The organism is Rubinisphaera italica, from assembly GCF_007859715.1.
Taxonomy (GTDB): Bacteria; Planctomycetota; Planctomycetia; order Planctomycetales; family Planctomycetaceae; genus Rubinisphaera; species Rubinisphaera italica.
Genome location: NZ_SJPG01000001.1, coordinates 4,717,756 through 4,734,939, shown reverse-complemented (window position 1 = coordinate 4,734,939; position 17,184 = coordinate 4,717,756). Strand labels below are relative to the sequence as shown.

At 50.2% G+C, this 17,184-nt stretch carries 11 protein-coding genes; 4 read left to right on the top strand and 7 right to left on the bottom strand.

All coding sequences use genetic code 11. From position 1 onward, the window contains the following. Positions 1–4 precede the first annotated feature (4 nt). The 5 genes from Pan54_RS17855 to Pan54_RS17835 all read right to left on the bottom strand — a co-directional run bounded on the left by Pan54_RS17855 (position 5) and on the right by Pan54_RS17835 (position 7,412). Positions 5–1,465 carry a Gfo/Idh/MocA family protein gene (locus Pan54_RS17855; protein ID WP_146504771.1) on the bottom strand — a complete coding sequence of 487 codons (1,461 nt, stop codon included), beginning with the start codon at positions 1,463–1,465 and terminating at the stop codon, positions 5–7. A gap of 205 nt (positions 1,466–1,670) precedes the next feature. Then, a complete protein-coding gene (locus Pan54_RS17850) occupies positions 1,671–3,113 on the bottom strand; it encodes a TAXI family TRAP transporter solute-binding subunit (RefSeq protein ID WP_146504770.1) in 1,443 nt (480 codons plus the stop codon). Between the two features lie 228 nt (positions 3,114–3,341). Next, positions 3,342–3,854: an Hsp20/alpha crystallin family protein gene (locus tag Pan54_RS17845; RefSeq protein ID WP_146504769.1), complete on the bottom strand. Its 513-nt coding sequence runs from the start codon at positions 3,852–3,854 to the stop codon at positions 3,342–3,344. A 140-nt stretch (positions 3,855–3,994) separates the two neighbouring features. Continuing rightward, on the bottom strand, positions 3,995–5,305 hold the full coding sequence (locus Pan54_RS17840) for a hypothetical protein (protein ID WP_146504768.1): 1,311 nt from the start codon (positions 5,303–5,305) through the stop codon (positions 3,995–3,997). Positions 5,306–5,495: 190 nt separating this feature from the next. Then, positions 5,496–7,412 (bottom strand): ABC transporter ATP-binding protein, encoded by a 1,917-nt coding sequence (locus tag Pan54_RS17835; RefSeq protein WP_146504767.1) that lies wholly within the window; start codon positions 7,410–7,412, stop codon positions 5,496–5,498. 274 nt (positions 7,413–7,686) lie between these two features. Here Pan54_RS17835 and modA point away from each other — a divergent pair, with 274 nt between their 5' ends. The 3 genes from modA to Pan54_RS17820 are packed head-to-tail and all read left to right on the top strand — an operon-like array spanning position 7,687 to position 10,243. After that, on the top strand, positions 7,687–8,484 hold the full coding sequence (gene modA, locus Pan54_RS17830; RefSeq protein ID WP_146504766.1) for a molybdate ABC transporter substrate-binding protein: 798 nt from the start codon (positions 7,687–7,689) through the stop codon (positions 8,482–8,484). Further along, a complete protein-coding gene (gene modB / locus Pan54_RS17825) occupies positions 8,484–9,146 on the top strand; it encodes a molybdate ABC transporter permease subunit (protein WP_146504765.1) in 663 nt (220 codons plus the stop codon). Before modA ends, modB begins: the two co-directional genes overlap by 1 nt. Next, entirely contained in the window at positions 9,143–10,243 is a 1,101-nt protein-coding gene (locus Pan54_RS17820; RefSeq protein WP_146504764.1) for an ABC transporter ATP-binding protein, read from the top strand. The genes modB and Pan54_RS17820 overlap by 4 nt, the downstream gene beginning before the upstream one ends. A gap of 221 nt (positions 10,244–10,464) precedes the next feature. Here Pan54_RS17820 and clpB read toward each other — a convergent pair whose 3' ends face one another. Beyond that, positions 10,465–13,101 carry an ATP-dependent chaperone ClpB gene (gene clpB / locus Pan54_RS17815; RefSeq protein WP_146504763.1) on the bottom strand — a complete coding sequence of 879 codons (2,637 nt, stop codon included), beginning with the start codon at positions 13,099–13,101 and terminating at the stop codon, positions 10,465–10,467. A 279-nt stretch (positions 13,102–13,380) separates the two neighbouring features. Continuing rightward, on the bottom strand, positions 13,381–15,300 hold the full coding sequence (dnaK, locus tag Pan54_RS17810; RefSeq protein WP_146504762.1) for a molecular chaperone DnaK: 1,920 nt from the start codon (positions 15,298–15,300) through the stop codon (positions 13,381–13,383). A 523-nt stretch (positions 15,301–15,823) separates the two neighbouring features. On the opposite strand from dnaK, the gene pheA reads away from it, so the two are divergent. Next, entirely contained in the window at positions 15,824–17,053 is a 1,230-nt protein-coding gene (gene pheA / locus Pan54_RS17805) for a prephenate dehydratase (RefSeq protein WP_146504761.1), read from the top strand. The last annotated feature ends 131 nt before the right edge of the window (positions 17,054–17,184 follow it).

The following is a 17,184-nucleotide window of genomic DNA, read 5'->3' as shown; positions in this document are numbered from 1 at the left end:
TTCCTTAAGCAATTTCGGGCACTTCAAAACCGGGGCGGTACTCTCGTTTGAGCAGAGCATTGGCTCCTTCAGCATGAGGTCCGGTGAAGCGTTCCGTTTCGGGATCGTGGTTCAACATCGGACTGACACGGATTTCCGAGTCGCTCAGTTTGTAGCCGTGGGCTGCCAGATGCGATTCCATTTGAGCCTGTAGATCAGACCAGATGCGTTTCGCACCTTCGTTTGGTGTGACAATTTCTTCGAAGGCGTCCGGCTTGTACTGACCACCAACCTGGAAGCCGATGTTGGCCAAGTTGCACCAGCCGGTGGAATCGTGACCGACGGCCACTTCCGCTTTCAGATTCGAATTGTCCTGAGCACGAACCGCATCAATAAAGTTCTGAGCGTGAGAAGTTCCAGAGGAACCTCTCAGAGAACGCATTTTCTTGCCTTGATTATCGTAGGCATCTCCTCCGCCGCGGCGTCCCGAGTAGTAGCCTCCTTCGCACTGAACGAGGTAGCCCGAGGTGACGCCGCGATAGTTCAGGCCTTTCTTGCCACCAGGCTCAGCTGGCAGGTTGCTCAAACCAATAAAGGTTGGGATTTCGCCGGTATCGAAGTACGCGAAGTGCACATTCGGCGTATCTCCGGCATCATTCCAGACAACCCGTCCGCCACCTGCCAGAATTCGCGTCGGCAATTTGACGGAATCGCGGAAGACAACGTTGCGGACATCGTCGAGCACATGCACGCCCCAGTTGCCCATTTCGCCGGAGCCGGTATTCCAGTCCCAGTGCCAGTCGTAATGGAATTTGTCACGGTAGAGAACCTGATCGGCTGCGGGGCCGAGCCACAGGTCGTAATCGACACTGGAGGGAACTTCCAGCGGAGTCGATCGCTTTCCGATCGAGCCACGGATGCCGTAACGACAGACCTGCACGCTGAGAATTTTTCCGAGGGCCTGCTCTTCATGCAGCAGTTTTTTCGCTTCGTCCTGAATCGGTGAAGAACGCTGCTGAGTACCGATCTGCACGACTTTGTCGTACTTACGAGCCGCATTGACGACCTGACGGCCTTCCCACTGACTGTGAGACAACGGTTTTTCGACATACACATCTTTACCCGCTTCCATCGCCCAGATAGCAGCCAGACAGTGCCAGTGATTACAGGAGGCAATCGTGACCGCATCGATCGCAGGATCTTCGAGCATCTTGCGAATATCGGTATAGCGTTTTGCTTTCGGGAATTTTCGTTGGGCAGAGCCTGTTCGACTTTCATCAGGATCGACCAACCCGGCAATATTCACGCCCGAGAGAGAGCTAAACTGACTCAAATGCGCTCCACCTCGTCCACCGCAGCCGATCACGGCGATGTTCACTTCTTCATTGGCAGCCATCGCTTTTGAGGACGACGCAGAAGATAAAGAAACAAAAGCCCCGGCAGCCAGACTGCTCTGCAGAAATTGACGACGATTGAATTGTGACATGGAAAAGCTTTCGTAAATAATTTGAATCGAATCAACAGTTTTAGTTTTTACAAGCACGAAGCGCAAGCGAGTGTGTTCCTCCTGAGCTCACACATTCACTTGTGCTTCGTGCTTATACGATACTTAAAGGCGAGCCGAGCCAGTAATGGCTCGGCTCGCATCCATATAGGATAAGCGAGTTTGGATGGGAACGCAAACTCTGTTTTCAGGAGTTCGTGCCGGAATTCTGACTCAAATCCGTCACACCCAATACGCGACGACGGATCAGATCGATGTGCAGGTGTAAATTGTAGAACTCTTCCATGTAAGAAAGCGGGACATCGACTTCACTGAGTTCGCAGGCAATTCGATCGAGCTTTTCCAGATATCTCTGCTGGTTTACTGTGGTTTGGTCGCGAAGATTTTCCTGATCGATTTCGCGAAGTAAACGATACCAGCGATAAATTCGTGAGCGAATTCGCCAGCGGTAAGCAGGAGGTGCCATTTTGAACAAAGGTATGGCAAGCGTGAGCAAAGGAACCGCCATAATTTTCATGCGATTCAAAAAGGATGCCAGCCAGAAAGGGAGATAGCGATACAGGAACGATTCCCCCGACTGAAAATAATCGACGGCTCCTGCATGAGGCTCAAATTCTATATATCCCAATGACGGAAACTCCCGAGACGGAACGATCAGGTTTCCTTCATTGCTGGTCAGCGTGGCCGCTTTGAGCAGTAACGGCACAAAAGCATCGTGCAATTCCGGGGTACAGACCAGGTTGGCAGCCGGGGCAATCAGTTTGAGATTTTGAGCAGGCTGATGATTTTTCAGATCCAGAATTCCTTCCTGAAGCTGAATGTCAGAGAGGGCAGGAAACAGCAGCCGATACGTTTTATTCAAGGGGAAGGGCATTGCGGAAAGCTCCGGTGTTTCAAAGAGCTGACGAATCACCGGATTGGAAGCCGAGCGAACCATGCAAACAGCATCCCGCTCGCCAGCACGTAGTTTTGCAATCGCTGTTGCAGAGGATTCCCGGAATAACTCGATCGCCTCCTCTGGAGTGGAGTCTGTTGATGCTTGTGACTCTTCAACGGGAGCAATCAGGCCATTAATTTCCAGAAGGCGAAGCATCAGCGCTTCGGTCCCACTATCGGACAGACCAATGCTGATTCGCTTTCCTTTCAACTGACGGATTTCCGTAATTTCACTCTCAGCCTGACGAAAGATCCATAGCGGCTCGAAATTCAGACTGGCGATTGCTTCCAGAGACGTTTTTTCCAGCGTCTCCGGGACAGCTCCTCCCTGGACAATCGCCAGGTTAATGTCGTTGTCTTCCTGAAGCAGACGATAGTTTTCGATCGTCCCTGCGGTTTCCACAATTTCCAGATTGATGCCCGCTCCCTGGAATACCGCTGCATATTTTTTTGCTGTCGCGTAATAATTCCCATCACTGGGACCGGCTGCGATTTTCAAATGATTTCCGGGAGCGGGCTCAACAAATAGCCACGCAATCGTAAAACCAACAATGGTGAGAGCAATCGACGATCCCCAAATGCTGTAGAACTCCTTACGCGACCGTTTGCGAGGTTCCAGAGGTGGCGATAGTGCTAAATTCTCTTCCGATGAGTTCTGTGCTGATGAGTTATCGATCATAGATTCGTCTGGCATTGAATAATGAAGCAAAATTGATGGGCATCATATCGTTTGTCCGCAGACAATTCGATCTTTACAGAACAATTCTGCAACGGCTTCACTTCAAAGAGGCAATCCGTTAGCACCTTAATTTTGATGTTCGCTGAACTTTATCACTCAATCAAGCCGCATCGCAAACGAAAACAGGCTGGAAGCCTATCCTCTCGGACGTGCCTTCCAGCCTGTTTACTTAGCAGAGTTGCCCTACACATGCTGTGTTTGATGAGCAGGTTCGTCGACCTGAGTGATAGGGACTTTGCGAATGCGGTTATCAACCGATTTCTGCATCTCAACTTTGAACACACCCTTTTCGGTCTGGGCGGATGCGGAGTCGTTTTCGACCGGGCAGGGCAGTGTCACGACACGTTTGAGATGCCCGGTAGGTCGTTCTCGTTTAATCACACGATCATGATCCTGCAAGGTGAGCGAGTTCAAATCGGCAGTCACTTCGAGAGTGTTGCCGATCAATGTCAGTTCCACATCATTGGAACTCAAGCCGGGCAGATTCATGAACACCACAATCGTATCGTTGGTTTCCACAATATCGACAGCCGGCGTCCAGTCGCACGATGTCGAATCCTGATTGCGAAACTGCCCGAGGACTTCTTCGCCTCGTGTCCAGGCCATGTCGGTTAAACGATCCAGTTCCGTGCGAAAACGTTCGACAGCTTGTGAGAATCGTTGATTGGTCGATTCGGTGTTACATTTCTGATTCATGATTAGCGACTCCTGTTGAACCCAAATGGGAGATTTGTATTGATTGTCGGAGACAGCTCTCCTTCTATCATTGTGACAGTTGCAACTGTGGAATCAATACCTTTCTGTCATGCAAATGAAATGTATTTCAATATCATTTATCAACGCGACGTTTTCCATTGCGGCAGGGTCTCACTGAGAATCTCGTAAATCGCCTGACGATCCTCATCACTCAAATGAGCGAACTCTGCTTCAACAGTTTCGGCTGTCAGAATCTCCTCCAGACGGCTTAGCACCTGATCAACAACGGGCTGTGGTAATTGCTGAAACGAATCTGCATAGATGAGGTAGCTGCACGGATACTTGAAAAGCCGAGTCTTTAAATCAAAATCGCGGAGGGAACGGCCTTGAGAATCTTTTGGACCAAGGGCAGAAAAATAATCGGCAAAGCCGGATGTCCCAGCTACGGGAGATTCGAGTTTGAATTCGTCGCAGAAGAGCATGTATTGGACGATTTTTTCCGTCGCCGCCTGAAATCGCCTGACGGTGCTTTCACTTTGATACCCGGCTGGTCGTTCGAGAGCCTTGTTCATGATGCCGTCGTAATGATCAGCCAGGCGGGAGTCCATCTGGGCAAATGTGAAATGATTATGCATCGCTGTTTGATGTTCGAGAACCATCAGTGCGACCAGATCGCTATGCGATGACAGATAAGGCGAAGTTTCAAATAGAGAATCGAGCGAGACCAGATTGGCGCCTGCTTCACGATCAATCTTTTCGAGGGCATCGGGTTCACTCACAATCGCATTGCCCATATGACGCATCGTTCCATGAGTTCCCGTTACATACCAGCCTCCCCAGCGTTCAGAGAATGGGCTGGAATGTTCTGTATTGAAGGTCCCGGCAGAAAGCAAAAGTTGTCCGCGACGATCCACAAAAACAGAGCGAACCAGATGGCCGGGGACATTTTTTGTCCGTGATGAAGCATGGCAAGTGAGGCAATGCCCCTGATCACGAATGAGAGACGGCTGCTTTGCTGGTGAATATTCCAGGGAATAAAAAACCGCACCCAGGTTTGGATCAGCCGTCGAAATCTCGAGCAGGTCGCTGTGCTGAACCCAGCCGACGTAAGTTTCGTCGTTGAAATAAATCGCGCGGGGTTTCTGGGGCGTAATTTTTCGAAGCTGAAAACTTGTCTGTGAAAACACCAAAACCTGAGATTCCGGGGAAATGTCCAAAGCATCCAGCAAAGCCGGAAGGTATCCATGCTCTTCGGAATATTCCAACTGGACACGACCGGCTACCAGATCCGCATGTAACCTGGCTACAGGATTCTCTGCTGGTGCATTTTGATAATCGATGGGAGGGGATTCAAATTCCAGTTGAGCGTGAACTGAAGAACTGAATCCGATCAGAAGCACATAAGAAATGCAGAGCTGTTTCAGAAATAATTGGAATTGCAGATGGGGCATGAGCATCGCCTCAGCTTTGCGGGAATGAGGATTGGTGATTCCTCTATCATAGCAAATAAATCTATACAAAGAGAGGTAGAATATTCCCTGCGGCAATTTATCGCAAATACAAGCACGAAGCGCAAGCGAGTGAGTTCAAATGCGTGATGACTCACTCGCTTGCGCTTCGTGCTTGTATAATAAGAATTTGTTACACCGAACCGGAAACTTCCTGATCAGGGATCCGTTCTTCTGAGGTTTGCATCCGCACCATTTCTCGATAGACCCCATCTTCAGCCATCAATTCGGCATGCGTTCCAACTTCCAGTATCCGCCCGGCTCGCAAAACGATAATTCGATCCGCATGTATGATTGTGCTCAGTCGATGGGCAATCACGAAGCAGGTTCGGTTTTCCATTAGCGAAACCATACTCGACTGAATGAGCCGTTCGCTTTCGGTATCGAGATTGCTGGTTGCTTCATCAAGAATCAGAATTCGTGGATCGGCCAGGACAGCTCGAGCAATCGCCAGTCGCTGCCGTTGACCTCCGCTCAATTTGACACCCCGTTCACCGATGATCGTGTCGTACTGCTTCGGAAGTTGCTCAATGAATTCAGCCGCATTGGCGATTTTCGCTGCTCGTTTAATATCGTCGAGAGAAGCCGAGCGATCTCCGTATCCAATGTTAGCAGCGACAGTCCCATCAAACAGAAAGACATCCTGTTCAACGATGCCGACCAAACGCCGATAACTTTCAACTTCGAGATCGCGCAAGTCAACTCCATCAATTTTCATGGAGCCGGAAGTCGGATCGTAAAATCGAGCGACCAGATTACAGAAGGTCGTTTTCCCGGCTCCACTCGGCCCAACCAGGGCAATGGTTTCTCCCGGTTGGATTTCAATCGAACAGTCAATCAACGCCGGCTGATCGGCAGCCGGGTAACTGAAACTGACATTCTCAAAAGTGATTTTTCCATCGCAGGTTTCCAGATCAAGAAGTCTGGTCTCACGATCACTCTCCATCTCCTGAGTTTCTTCCAGCAGATCGAGAACTCGATCCAATCCTGAGAGGCTGTTCTGGAAGGTGGCCGCACTTTGTGCGAGCACCGCCAGGGGATCGAGGAGCATCAGCAGATAAACGAGGAACATCATCAAATCGCCCAGCGATAAAGTACCCTGTAGCACCTGATAACCGCCATACAGCAGCAGTCCAGCCGAGGCGAGAGGGATGATCGTTTCCCAGACAATTTCAATGAGCCGCATCCACCACCATGCGTATAATTCCTGCCGCCCCATCAGATGATTACCACGCATCAGCCGATTTGTTTCCGCACGCTGCTGGCTGAATCCGCGAACAATGCGAATGCCTCCAAACGATTCCGTCGCCTGACTATCCACTTCCTCCCGCTGAGCGCGCACTTTGCGAAACTGCGGACGAATCCGACTGATCCACGTTTTGTGGGTGACATAGACGACAGGAATCAACAACGAAGCCCCGATCAACAGTTTCCAGTCCACCCATGCTAAAACGAGCAGGCTGCCGAGCAATTGAATCAACGCCCGCCACGGATTGTATAACATCCCGAACACGAGATCGCCGACACTTCCTGCATCTTGCCTCAGAATACTGGCTGCTCCTCCCGAGCGGAGTTCGTGTATTCGATGCAACGGCAGTCGAATCGCATGATCGTAAACTTTCTTGCGAACCGACATCTGCACTAACTTAGTGACGCGTGTCGCATGCCAGCGACCCCAGACATGCAGCAATGTTTTGATCAGTGAGATCCCGAGGACGCCGAGAGTTATTGTCATCAATAACGGCCACGGCTCTCGTGGAATCCAACTCGGAAAAGTTGTCGGCATCGATTTGTCACCGAGGACATAATCGACCACAAATTTGATCCCGACTGGTGGCAACAACGCAAGGACTGTCGCAATCGTTAATGTGCCGAGTGAAAGAGTGATAGCCGCGTAATGTCCCCGCAACAGTCCAAAGAAATCGGCAATCAGCTTCCGTGAGGATCGCTCCCGCTTTTTGCCGGACATCTTCGAATTACGGACTTCCTTATCAAGAAAATCGGCTCGATATTCATCAAATTTCTGACGGCTCGTAGGTTGACGCTGCATGAATGTTTCAGGAGTTCCCGTTAAAATTTCGATTGTTGAGTTTTGTGGTTGAATTATATGCAGTCATAAGAGATTTAATAAGTACCTCAAGGGCAGGTCAGGCTGTGACTGACATAATGTGCGAACTTCGCGACTCAAGAATTCATGAGTGGCGGGGGCGCTCCGCTTCAGCGGAAGCCCCCGAAAGTTCAACGATTCGGGGGGCTTCTATTCGAGAGCGCCTCGCCACCCTGACTGGCTCGCCTCACTAGAATTATTTTAATGTTGAATTGCGATGAATTCACTTTGGCTACTAATGTTTCTTGTATTTATTGCTGGCTGTGCAGATTCACATGTTGAGCAAACGTCTGGGCATGAAACTATCGTCCTCAAAGTCGCAGCCGCGGCTAATCTTCAGTATGCCATGACAGAAATAGAATCGAAATTTGAGGAGAGTCAGCCGGCCATCTCATTAGAGATAACTTATGGGTCTTCCGGGCAATTCTTTTCTCAACTCTCGCAGCTCGCTCCCTACGACATCTTCTTTTCCGCAGATACGAACTACCCACAGAAACTTGTCGAACAAAATTTGATTGCCGAAGCCGATTATTTCCCCTACGCTTCCGGACAGATTGTTCTCTGGGTGCCAGAAGGTTCTCCACTCGATCTGGAAGCTTCCGGGTTGCAGATTTTGCTCGATCCTTCCGTGAAAAAGATCGCAATCGCCAATCCCCGTCTCGCTCCCTACGGCTCGGCTGCTGTCGAAGCGATGCAGCATTTTGAGTTGTACGATCAAATCAAAGATAAGCTTGTGCTCGGAGAAAACATTTCCCAGACGACTCACTTCGTCGAGTCAAAAGCGGCTGATGTGGGCGTGCTGGCATTCTCACAAGTCTGTGTGCCCGAGCAGAAAAATCGCGGGCAATATTGGAAGATACCCACTGACGCTTATTCCCCGATTATTCAGGCAGGTGGAATCCTAAAAACCACTTCACATCCCGAAGCCGCCCGGCAATTCCGTGAGTTTGTTCTCGGATCTAATGGTCAGAAAATTTTGTTCCGCTTTGGCTATTCGATTCCCGAGGCGAACTGATGGACTGGATCGCAATCGGACTCACTCTCAAGCTCGCACTGTGCACCACATCAATTCTGTTCGTGCTGGGTATTCCACTCGCCTACTGGCTGGCATCGACAAACTGGAGAGGGCGATTTCTAATCGAAGCAATCGTCGCCCTCCCATTAATTCTTCCACCGACCGTGCTCGGCTTCTATCTGTTAATTGCAATGGGGCCACAAGGTTGGCTGGGCAACTCTTACGAGCGTTTTTTCGACAGCCGATTGCCATTCTCTTTTGCTGGCATTTTGCTGGGATCGGTTTTGTACAACCTCCCCTTTGCAGTCCGACCTTTTGTCGCTGCCTTTGAGAGAATGGATCGAAAATTGATTGAAGCCTCGTGGTGTCTGGGTGAATCGAACTGGCGAACCTTCTGGCGAATCACATTTCCCCTCAGTTGGCCGGGGATCCTTTCAGGATTGATCCTGACTTTCACTCATTGCATCGGCGAATTTGGCGTGGTGCTGATGATCGGCGGAAATATCCCCGGCGTCACACGCACACTCTCGATTTCCATTTACGATGATGTCCAGGCTCTCGATTACGCCTCAGCCAGTAGAACTTCCTTCTGGCTCATCTTATTTTCAATAATCGTGCTGTGTTGTGTGCATCTGTTGTCTCAAAGGGGAGGCCAGAGATGACAGCTCTGCTCGATACTCATTTTGAAAAGCATTATTCCGGCGGCACGCAGATCTCCGCTGACTTTTCACAACCATCACAGGAATTTTCAATCACCGTGCTGTTCGGTCCATCCGGCTGTGGCAAGACGACCATTCTCCGCAGCCTGGCTGGGTTGATTCGCCCAGAAACCGGCTCTATCAAATGTGATGATGATCTCTGGTTCGATGAGAACACGTCCATTTGCCTGCCGCCGCAAAAACGGGATGTCGGCTTCTGTTTTCAAGATTACGCACTATTTCCGCATATGACGGTGAGTCAAAATATTGGCTATGGATTACGTCTGGAGAAGCAAAAGCGAAATCAAATTGTTGGCGAATTCCTGGAGCGATTTCATCTGACAGGTTTAGAGGATCGCTTGCCTCATCAAATCTCAGGAGGTCAACAGCAGCGTGTCGCACTGGCAAGAGCTCTCGTTCGTAAACCGAGACTACTTTTGTTAGACGAACCTCTCTCTGCCTTGGATTCAACAATGAGGGATGAACTGCGGCTGCAAATGCGAAAATTGCTCAGTCAATTCAAAATTCCTGTCGTCCTCGTGACACACGATCGGACGGAAGCGATTTCACTGGCTGATCAGATGATTGTGATGAAAGAAGGCAAAACTCTGCAATGCGGTCCTGTCGAAGACGTCTTTTCTCGTCCAAACGGACCAGAAGTCGCGCGGATTGTAGGCATCGAAACTATCGAAGTCGGTGAAGTCATGAATCGTAAAGACGGTATGGCCACCATTGAAATACAAGGTGTGAAATTGCTGGCCGTCGATACGGTATCGCTCTACCGAAAAGTCCATGTCTGTATCAAAGGAGAACATGTCACATTAAGCAGAGGCGAAGCTGGGACGCTGAGCAGCAGAAATCACTTGCATGCGTTTGTAAAATGGATCACTCCCGAAGGCCCGCTCATTCGAATCGGCCTGGAGTGTGGAGAGAATCGAAGCCTTGAATTGACATCACTCATCACGCCATCAGCCGCTCAGGAATTGCATCTCCAGAACGGCAGCCAGGTGATGGCGATGATTAAAGCTTCCTCGATTCATTTGATCCCGATGGTGGAATAACTCAGGGGGGATCTGACGTCTTTCCTATCCCCTGGAAACTGGTATTCTTTCCTTCTCCCTGGGGAGATGGTGGCCGAAGGCTGGATGAGGGGATACCTTCGACGCACAAAAAATCTCACGCCGATTCCCCTCACCCTAACCCTCTCCCTGTGGGAGAGGGAACTTTATAAAAGCGTGACCACACCTGAGTCATGACTGACTCGGCTCGCCAGTTATTCCACTTACTTACTCGCAAACGTAAACTCACCATTCTGCTCATCAATGGCAATCGTCGAACCTTCCGGGAATTCTCCTGAGAGAATCGCATTAGCCAGCGCATTCTGCAGGCGATTCTGAATCACGCGTTTCAAAGGACGAGCCCCGTATTGAGGTTCGTAACCTTCCTCGGCCAGCAACGCTCTCGCGTTTTCTGAAACCTCCAGTTGATAATCGTGATCAGTCAGTTGCTTCTGCAGCCGACTGATCTGCAAATCGACAATCTGACGGATGACAGACCGGTCAAGCGGATGAAAGACGATCACTTCGTCAACACGATTCAAAAACTCTGGTAGGAAGTGCTTGCGTAACTGTTCTAAAGCAGTCTGTCGAATCGTGTCATCATCGAGTTGCCCCGAGTATTCCATAATCTGCTGCGAACCGATATTGGATGTCATCACGACAATCGTATTTGTGAAATCGACCGTTCGACCCTGACCATCGGTGAGGCGACCGTCATCGAGCAATTGCAGCAAAACATTGAACACATCCCGATGAGCCTTCTCAACTTCGTCGAGCAGAATCACCGAATAAGGCTGACGACGCACCGCTTCAGTCAAGCGACCACCTTCTTCGTAGCCAACATATCCCGGAGGAGCACCAATCAATCTCGCGACCGAATGCTGTTCCATGAACTCGCTCATGTCGATGCGAATCATGTTGCGTTCATCATCAAATAGAAACTCCGCCAGTGCTTTACACAACTCAGTTTTTCCGACACCGGTTGGTCCCAGAAAAATGAATGAGCCGATGGGTCGGTTCTTATCTTGTAAACCGGACCGCGAACGACGGACCGCATTCGAAACCGCAGCCACCGCTTCGGTCTGATTGATCATCCGGCGATGAATTGCCCCTTCCATGTTGAGCAGTTTTTCCCGCTCCGTCTGCAACATGCGTGAAACAGGCACGCCCGTCCAGGAGCTGACAATGTTCGCGATCTCTTCTGGACCAACTTCTGTCCGCAGCAGTTTGGTTTTTGTCTCACTGGATGTCGATTTCTCAGCCGCGGCTTCTTCCTGTTCCAATTGAGAACGCAGCTTCTTCAATTTGTTATCCAGCTCGTACAGTTTCTGATAATCCTGCTCCGAAACAACCTGGCCGGATGACTGTTTTTCTCTGACAGCCGCTTCGAGTTGAGAGTACTCCAGTTCTGCCTGCTCAAGTGCCTGACGTGTCCCTTTGACATCGCCCAGGCCTAGCTTTTCAGCTTCCCATTGCTCATTCAACTCGGCCAGTTGCCGCTTAACACTTTCCATTTCCTCCTGAATTTCATCCCGCTCTTTCGCGGCATGATCTTCCTGCTCCTCAGAAAGTTGACGGGCAGCCAGTTCGAGGCGAGTCAACCGGCGTTGAAGCACATCGATTTCCGTCGGCACACTATGTAATTCGAGTGACACGCGGGAAGCGGCTTCGTCGACCAGGTCGATGGCTTTATCAGGCAGGAATCGGTCATTGATGTATCGATCCGACAATGTCGCGGCGGCTTCGAGAGCAGAGTCGCGAATTTTAATATTGTGATGCTTCTCGTATCGTTCTTTGAGACCGCGAAGAATGGCAATCGTATCTTCCACGCTTGGCTCATTCACCTTGACCGGCTGAAACCGGCGTTCCAGAGCAGCATCTTTTTCGATGTACTTGCGATACTCTTCGAGAGTCGTTGCACCGACGCAATGCACTTCCCCACGCGCAAGAGCCGGTTTTAAGAGGTTTGACGCATCCATCGCCCCTTCCGAAGCCCCAGCTCCGACAACGGTATGTAATTCATCGATGAAGAGAATCACCTTGCCGTTGGATTGCTCAACTTCTTTCAAAACCGCTTTGAGTCGATCTTCAAATTCACCCCGGAATTTGGCCCCGGCTACGAGTGCTCCCATATCGAGCGCGACAACACGCTTGTCTTTGAGAACCTGAGGGACATCGCCCAGTACGATACGATGAGCCAGTCCTTCAATAATCGCCGTTTTCCCAACACCCGGCTCTCCGATGAGAACGGGATTGTTCTTCCGGCGGCGGGAAAGAACCTGCACAACGCGGCGGATTTCGTTATCGCGACCAATCACTGGATCGATCTTGCCCCGCTTCGCCAGCGCGACCAGATCTTTGCCGTAGCGTTCAAGTGACTGGTATTTGTCTTCAGGATTCTGGTCATTCACGGATTGTCCACCACGAACCGATTGCAGAGCCGCGAGGACATCCTCTTTTTTGACGCCATTGAGTTCCAGCAATCGCTTCGGCTGATCATCCCGTTCGACCAACGCCAGAAACAGATGCTCGGTCGACACATACTGATCCTGCATTTGATCGGCAATGGACTGAGCTTTCTCAAGCGTATCCATCATGGCCCGAGTTGCAGTGGCTTGGGTATCGGCTCCAGAGACGGAAGGAAATCGCTTCAGTTCCCCATCAACCATGCTGGTCAACTGCTGTTGGTTAACACCAATTTTCTGCAGCAGTGGTTTAATGACTCCCTCAGTTTCCTCCAGGAGTGCCATCAGCAAGTGCAGCGGTTGCAGCTGCTGATGATTGCGCTGTTCGGCCAGTCGCTGAGCATGTTGCACAGCTTCCTGAGCCTTGACTGTTAATTTATCGAATTTGAAAGCCATGATACATTCTCCTGATCACGGTGGGTTTATTAAATCTTAACCCGACGCGTCAGCGAGGGGCCAGTTTGGAATACAAAGTCGACAGCTATCTTTGCATGACACAATTGAATGCATTACTAATGATGTCGATAAGCAATCAACATTCTCCCCTCGCTGACGCTACGGGTTAAGAAGTTCAGTTCAGCTAGCTCTCGATCAGGTCCTTGGGAATAGGTTAAAGTGAATTATCAGTAGACGTAAAAAAAGCCCCGGAGATCGCCCCGGGGCTGGATCTCGTTATTACTCTTTCTTCTCAAACTCGGCGTCAATCACTTCGCCTTCGTCTTCGGTGGCAGCCGCTTCGGGCGGTGCTCCGTCGGCTCCAGCCGCAGCTGACTCTTCCGCCTGCGATTCATACATCGCTTTGGAAAGAGCATGCGAGGCTTGCGTCAACTCTTCGATCGCCGCTTTGATCTTATCCACGTCATCGCCTTTTTCGGCTTCGCGGACTTTTTCAATCGACGATTCGAGAGCAGTCTTGGAACCTTCATCGAGTTTGTCGGCATGTTCTTTGATCAGCTTTTCAGTTTCGTATGCCATTGTCGAAGCCTGATTTCGGACCTCGGCCAGTTCACGTTTCTTCTTATCTTCATCAGCGTGAGCTTCGGCATCTTTCTGCATCTTGCTGATCTCATCTTCAGAAAGTCCACTCGAGTTGTCGATCGTTACAGACTGCTCTTTGCCAGTCGCCTTGTCGGCGGCCTTCACGTGCAGAATTCCGTTCTTATCGATATCGAATGTCACTTCAACCTGAGGCACACCGCGTGGTGCGGGTGGAATTCCATCGAGGTTGAACTCGCCCAGCATCCGGTTATCGTTCGCCATTGGGCGTTCACCCTGGAAAACACGTACCGTCACAGCGGTTTGGTTATCAGCAGCCGTTGAAAACGTTTCCTTCTTCTCGAAAGGAATGGTTGTATTCCGTTCGATCAGCTTCGTTAATACGCCCCCTTCGGTTTCAATTCCGAGGGAAAGCGGAGTCACGTCCAGCAGCAGGATATCTTTATATTCCCCGGCTCCGGCAATAATCGCACCCTGAATTGCGGCACCGATCGCGACGACTTCATCAGGATTTACACCCTTGTGAGGCTCCTTGCTGAACAGTTTCTTGACCAGTTCCTGAACCTTGGGAATGCGAGTCGAACCCCCAACCAGAACGACTTCGTCGATATCGCCAGGTTTGAGATCGGCATCAGCCAGTGCGCTCAAAACAGGTTTGCGGCAACGCTCAACCAGATCATCGACAAGACGTTCGAATTCCGAACGGGAAATTGTCATCTGCAAGTGCTTCGGATTTCCACCATCAACTGCGATAAACGGCAGGTTGATGTCGGTCGATTGTGATGAAGACAATTCTTTCTTCGCCTTCTCGGCTGCCTCACGCAATCGTTGCAGTGCCATTGGCTCTTTGCGGAGATCGACACCTTCGTCAGCCTGGAACTTCTCGGCAATATGATCGATCAGCACTTCATCAAAGTCGTCACCACCAAGGTGAGTATCTCCGTTTGTACTCAGGACCTGCACCAGTTCGGCATCGACTTCAAGAATCGAAACGTCGAATGTACCACCACCCAGGTCGAAGACGGCGATTTTTTCGTCCTTCTTCTTTTCCAGTCCGTATGCCAGAGCAGCTGCGGTAGGTTCGTTGACGATACGTTCAATTTCCAACCCAGCAATCTGACCGGCATCTTTAGTCGCCTGTCGCTGAGCATCATTGAAGTAAGCCGGCACAGTGACAACCGCTTTATTCACTTTATGACCCAGGTAACTTTCAGCAGCTTCTTTCAGCTTCTGAAGCACCTTCGCGGAAATTTCCGGCGGAGTATAATCTTTGCCGTTCGATTTGATTTTGACGTAATCGCTCGCTCCACCGACGATTTCGTAAGGAACCGTTTTTTCTTCGGAAGCCACTTCGTCGTGACGACGCCCCATAAATCGCTTTACCGAGTAAATCGTATTCTTAGGATTGGTCACTGCCTGACGCTTGGCAGGTTCTCCAACCAGAACTTCACCCTTTTCAGTAAACGCGACGACACTCGGTGTTATGCGGTTGCCTTCAAGGTTTGTAACGACCTTCGCTTCGCCACCTTCCATCACTGCGACGACCGAGTTGGTGGTTCCCAGGTCGATTCCAATTATTTTTTCACCATCTAATGCCATAATAAATATCCTTTCAGAGATATGACCGTGTTATCTTCATTGAATGCTCTGTAATCAGTGCAGAGTCATTGTCAAATTTCAAATAGAATTTAGGCCCCTCATGATCTATACCGGACAGATTGGCATAATTAAGAGGTTGTGATTGTATAGAGCAACAGGTGTACCAAATGAATGGAAAAAATTGAAAAATGTTCCGTAACGTTATCGACAACATGACTTTACGGAATATTAGAAAAACTTGTTGCCTGGGGGCTGCCAATACGGCACAGTGCGGCCGGCGACCAGATTTCCCGGAATAGTGCCATAATGGCACTTCGGTTGCTGACTTTTTCCTGAAAAAACAGATGAAGCATGAATTCGACAGAAATCGAGCAGAGTCAATGGATTAGGTTCATTTCGGCAGTTTCGCTTCCTTGACTTTCGGGAAACGTGCGGTTACAAAATACTCGCTTAAACAGGGTCATGGAGGGTGTGAGCCGCAAATCGAAGAGCAACTTGAAATCTACTCCAGCGGAACAGAGTCATGGCGAAAAAAAGTAGTGCAGCTAAGGGGTCGTCCTCAAAATCGGCAGCCGCGAAATCTGGTAGTGCATCGACTGCCAAGGCAAAAAAGAGTACGCCAGCTGCCAAAAAACGTTCCACGAGTTCCGGGACGACAGCGGCTTCCAAGAGCCCCTCGACCCGAAATGCTTCTCCGGATGTGCAGATTCGACGCATTGATAAGGAAGTGGTCGATCTGCTCAATAAGCGGTCGCAACTGGCTCTCAGCCTGCTGCAGAAAGAGCCGATTACCCGGGAAGCCCTGTTTGACCCCCATGCCGACGATCAGTTATGGGCCAAATTGGCAGAGTTGAACAAAGGGCCTTTGCCAGATAGTGCTTTGCGGGCCATTTTCCGGGAAGTTCTTAGTGCGACCAAGCAGAAGATCAAACGCCAGCGGGTCGCCTATCTCGGGCCGCTGTACAGCTTCACTCACTTTGCTGCTCTGGAGCGATTTGGTGGACATGCCGATCTGGTTGCAGTCAATACGATTGCATCTGTCTTTGAAGAAGTGAACCGCGGTCATACCGAATTCGGAATTGTGCCGATCGAAAACAGCACCGATGGTCGAATCGTCGATACGCTCGACATGTTCCAGCGTTTGCCGCTGAAAATCTGCGGAGAACTGCAGATTGCTGTCCATCACAATTTGCTGTCCCGCTCACCTCGCAGTGAGATCAATGAGATTTACAGCAAGCCCCAGGCACTTTCGCAATGTCGAGACTGGCTTTCGCGCAATATGCCTCAGGCAGATCTGATTGAAGTCACCAGCACTTCGACAGCTGCTCAACTGGCACGGGATAAACCTGGTGCAGGTGCAGTCGCGTCTCGCCAGGCTGCAGTGCAGTACGATCTGGAAATGGTGGCAGATAATATTGAAGATAACCCAAACAATATTACCCGCTTCGCCGTCATTGGCGATGTCGAAGCCAAGCCAACCGGCCACGACCGCACTTCCGTACTGTTGCAGATTCCCCATGCACCGGGTTCACTTTCCGATGCCTTGAATGCCTTCAAAACAAATCGTGTCAATCTGACCTGGATCGAGTCTTTCCCATTGCGGGGTGCAGAATCCGGATATCTGTTCTTCCTCGATTTCGAAGGACATGAGAAGGACGCCAAAATCAAGAAGACACTCAATGCTCTGCAGAAAAAGGCAGTTGCATTACGGATCCTGGGCTCCTATCCTCGCAGCGAACCTGTTGATGGTTAGTTGAGAGCTTGTCAAAGCTCGACCGTAGTTCAGGCTCTGCCTGACATGAGTTCCTGTAGATAGAGATTTCCCTACAAGCACGAAGCGCAAGCGAGTGTGTCAATCATAGCAAAGACTCACTCGCTTGCGCT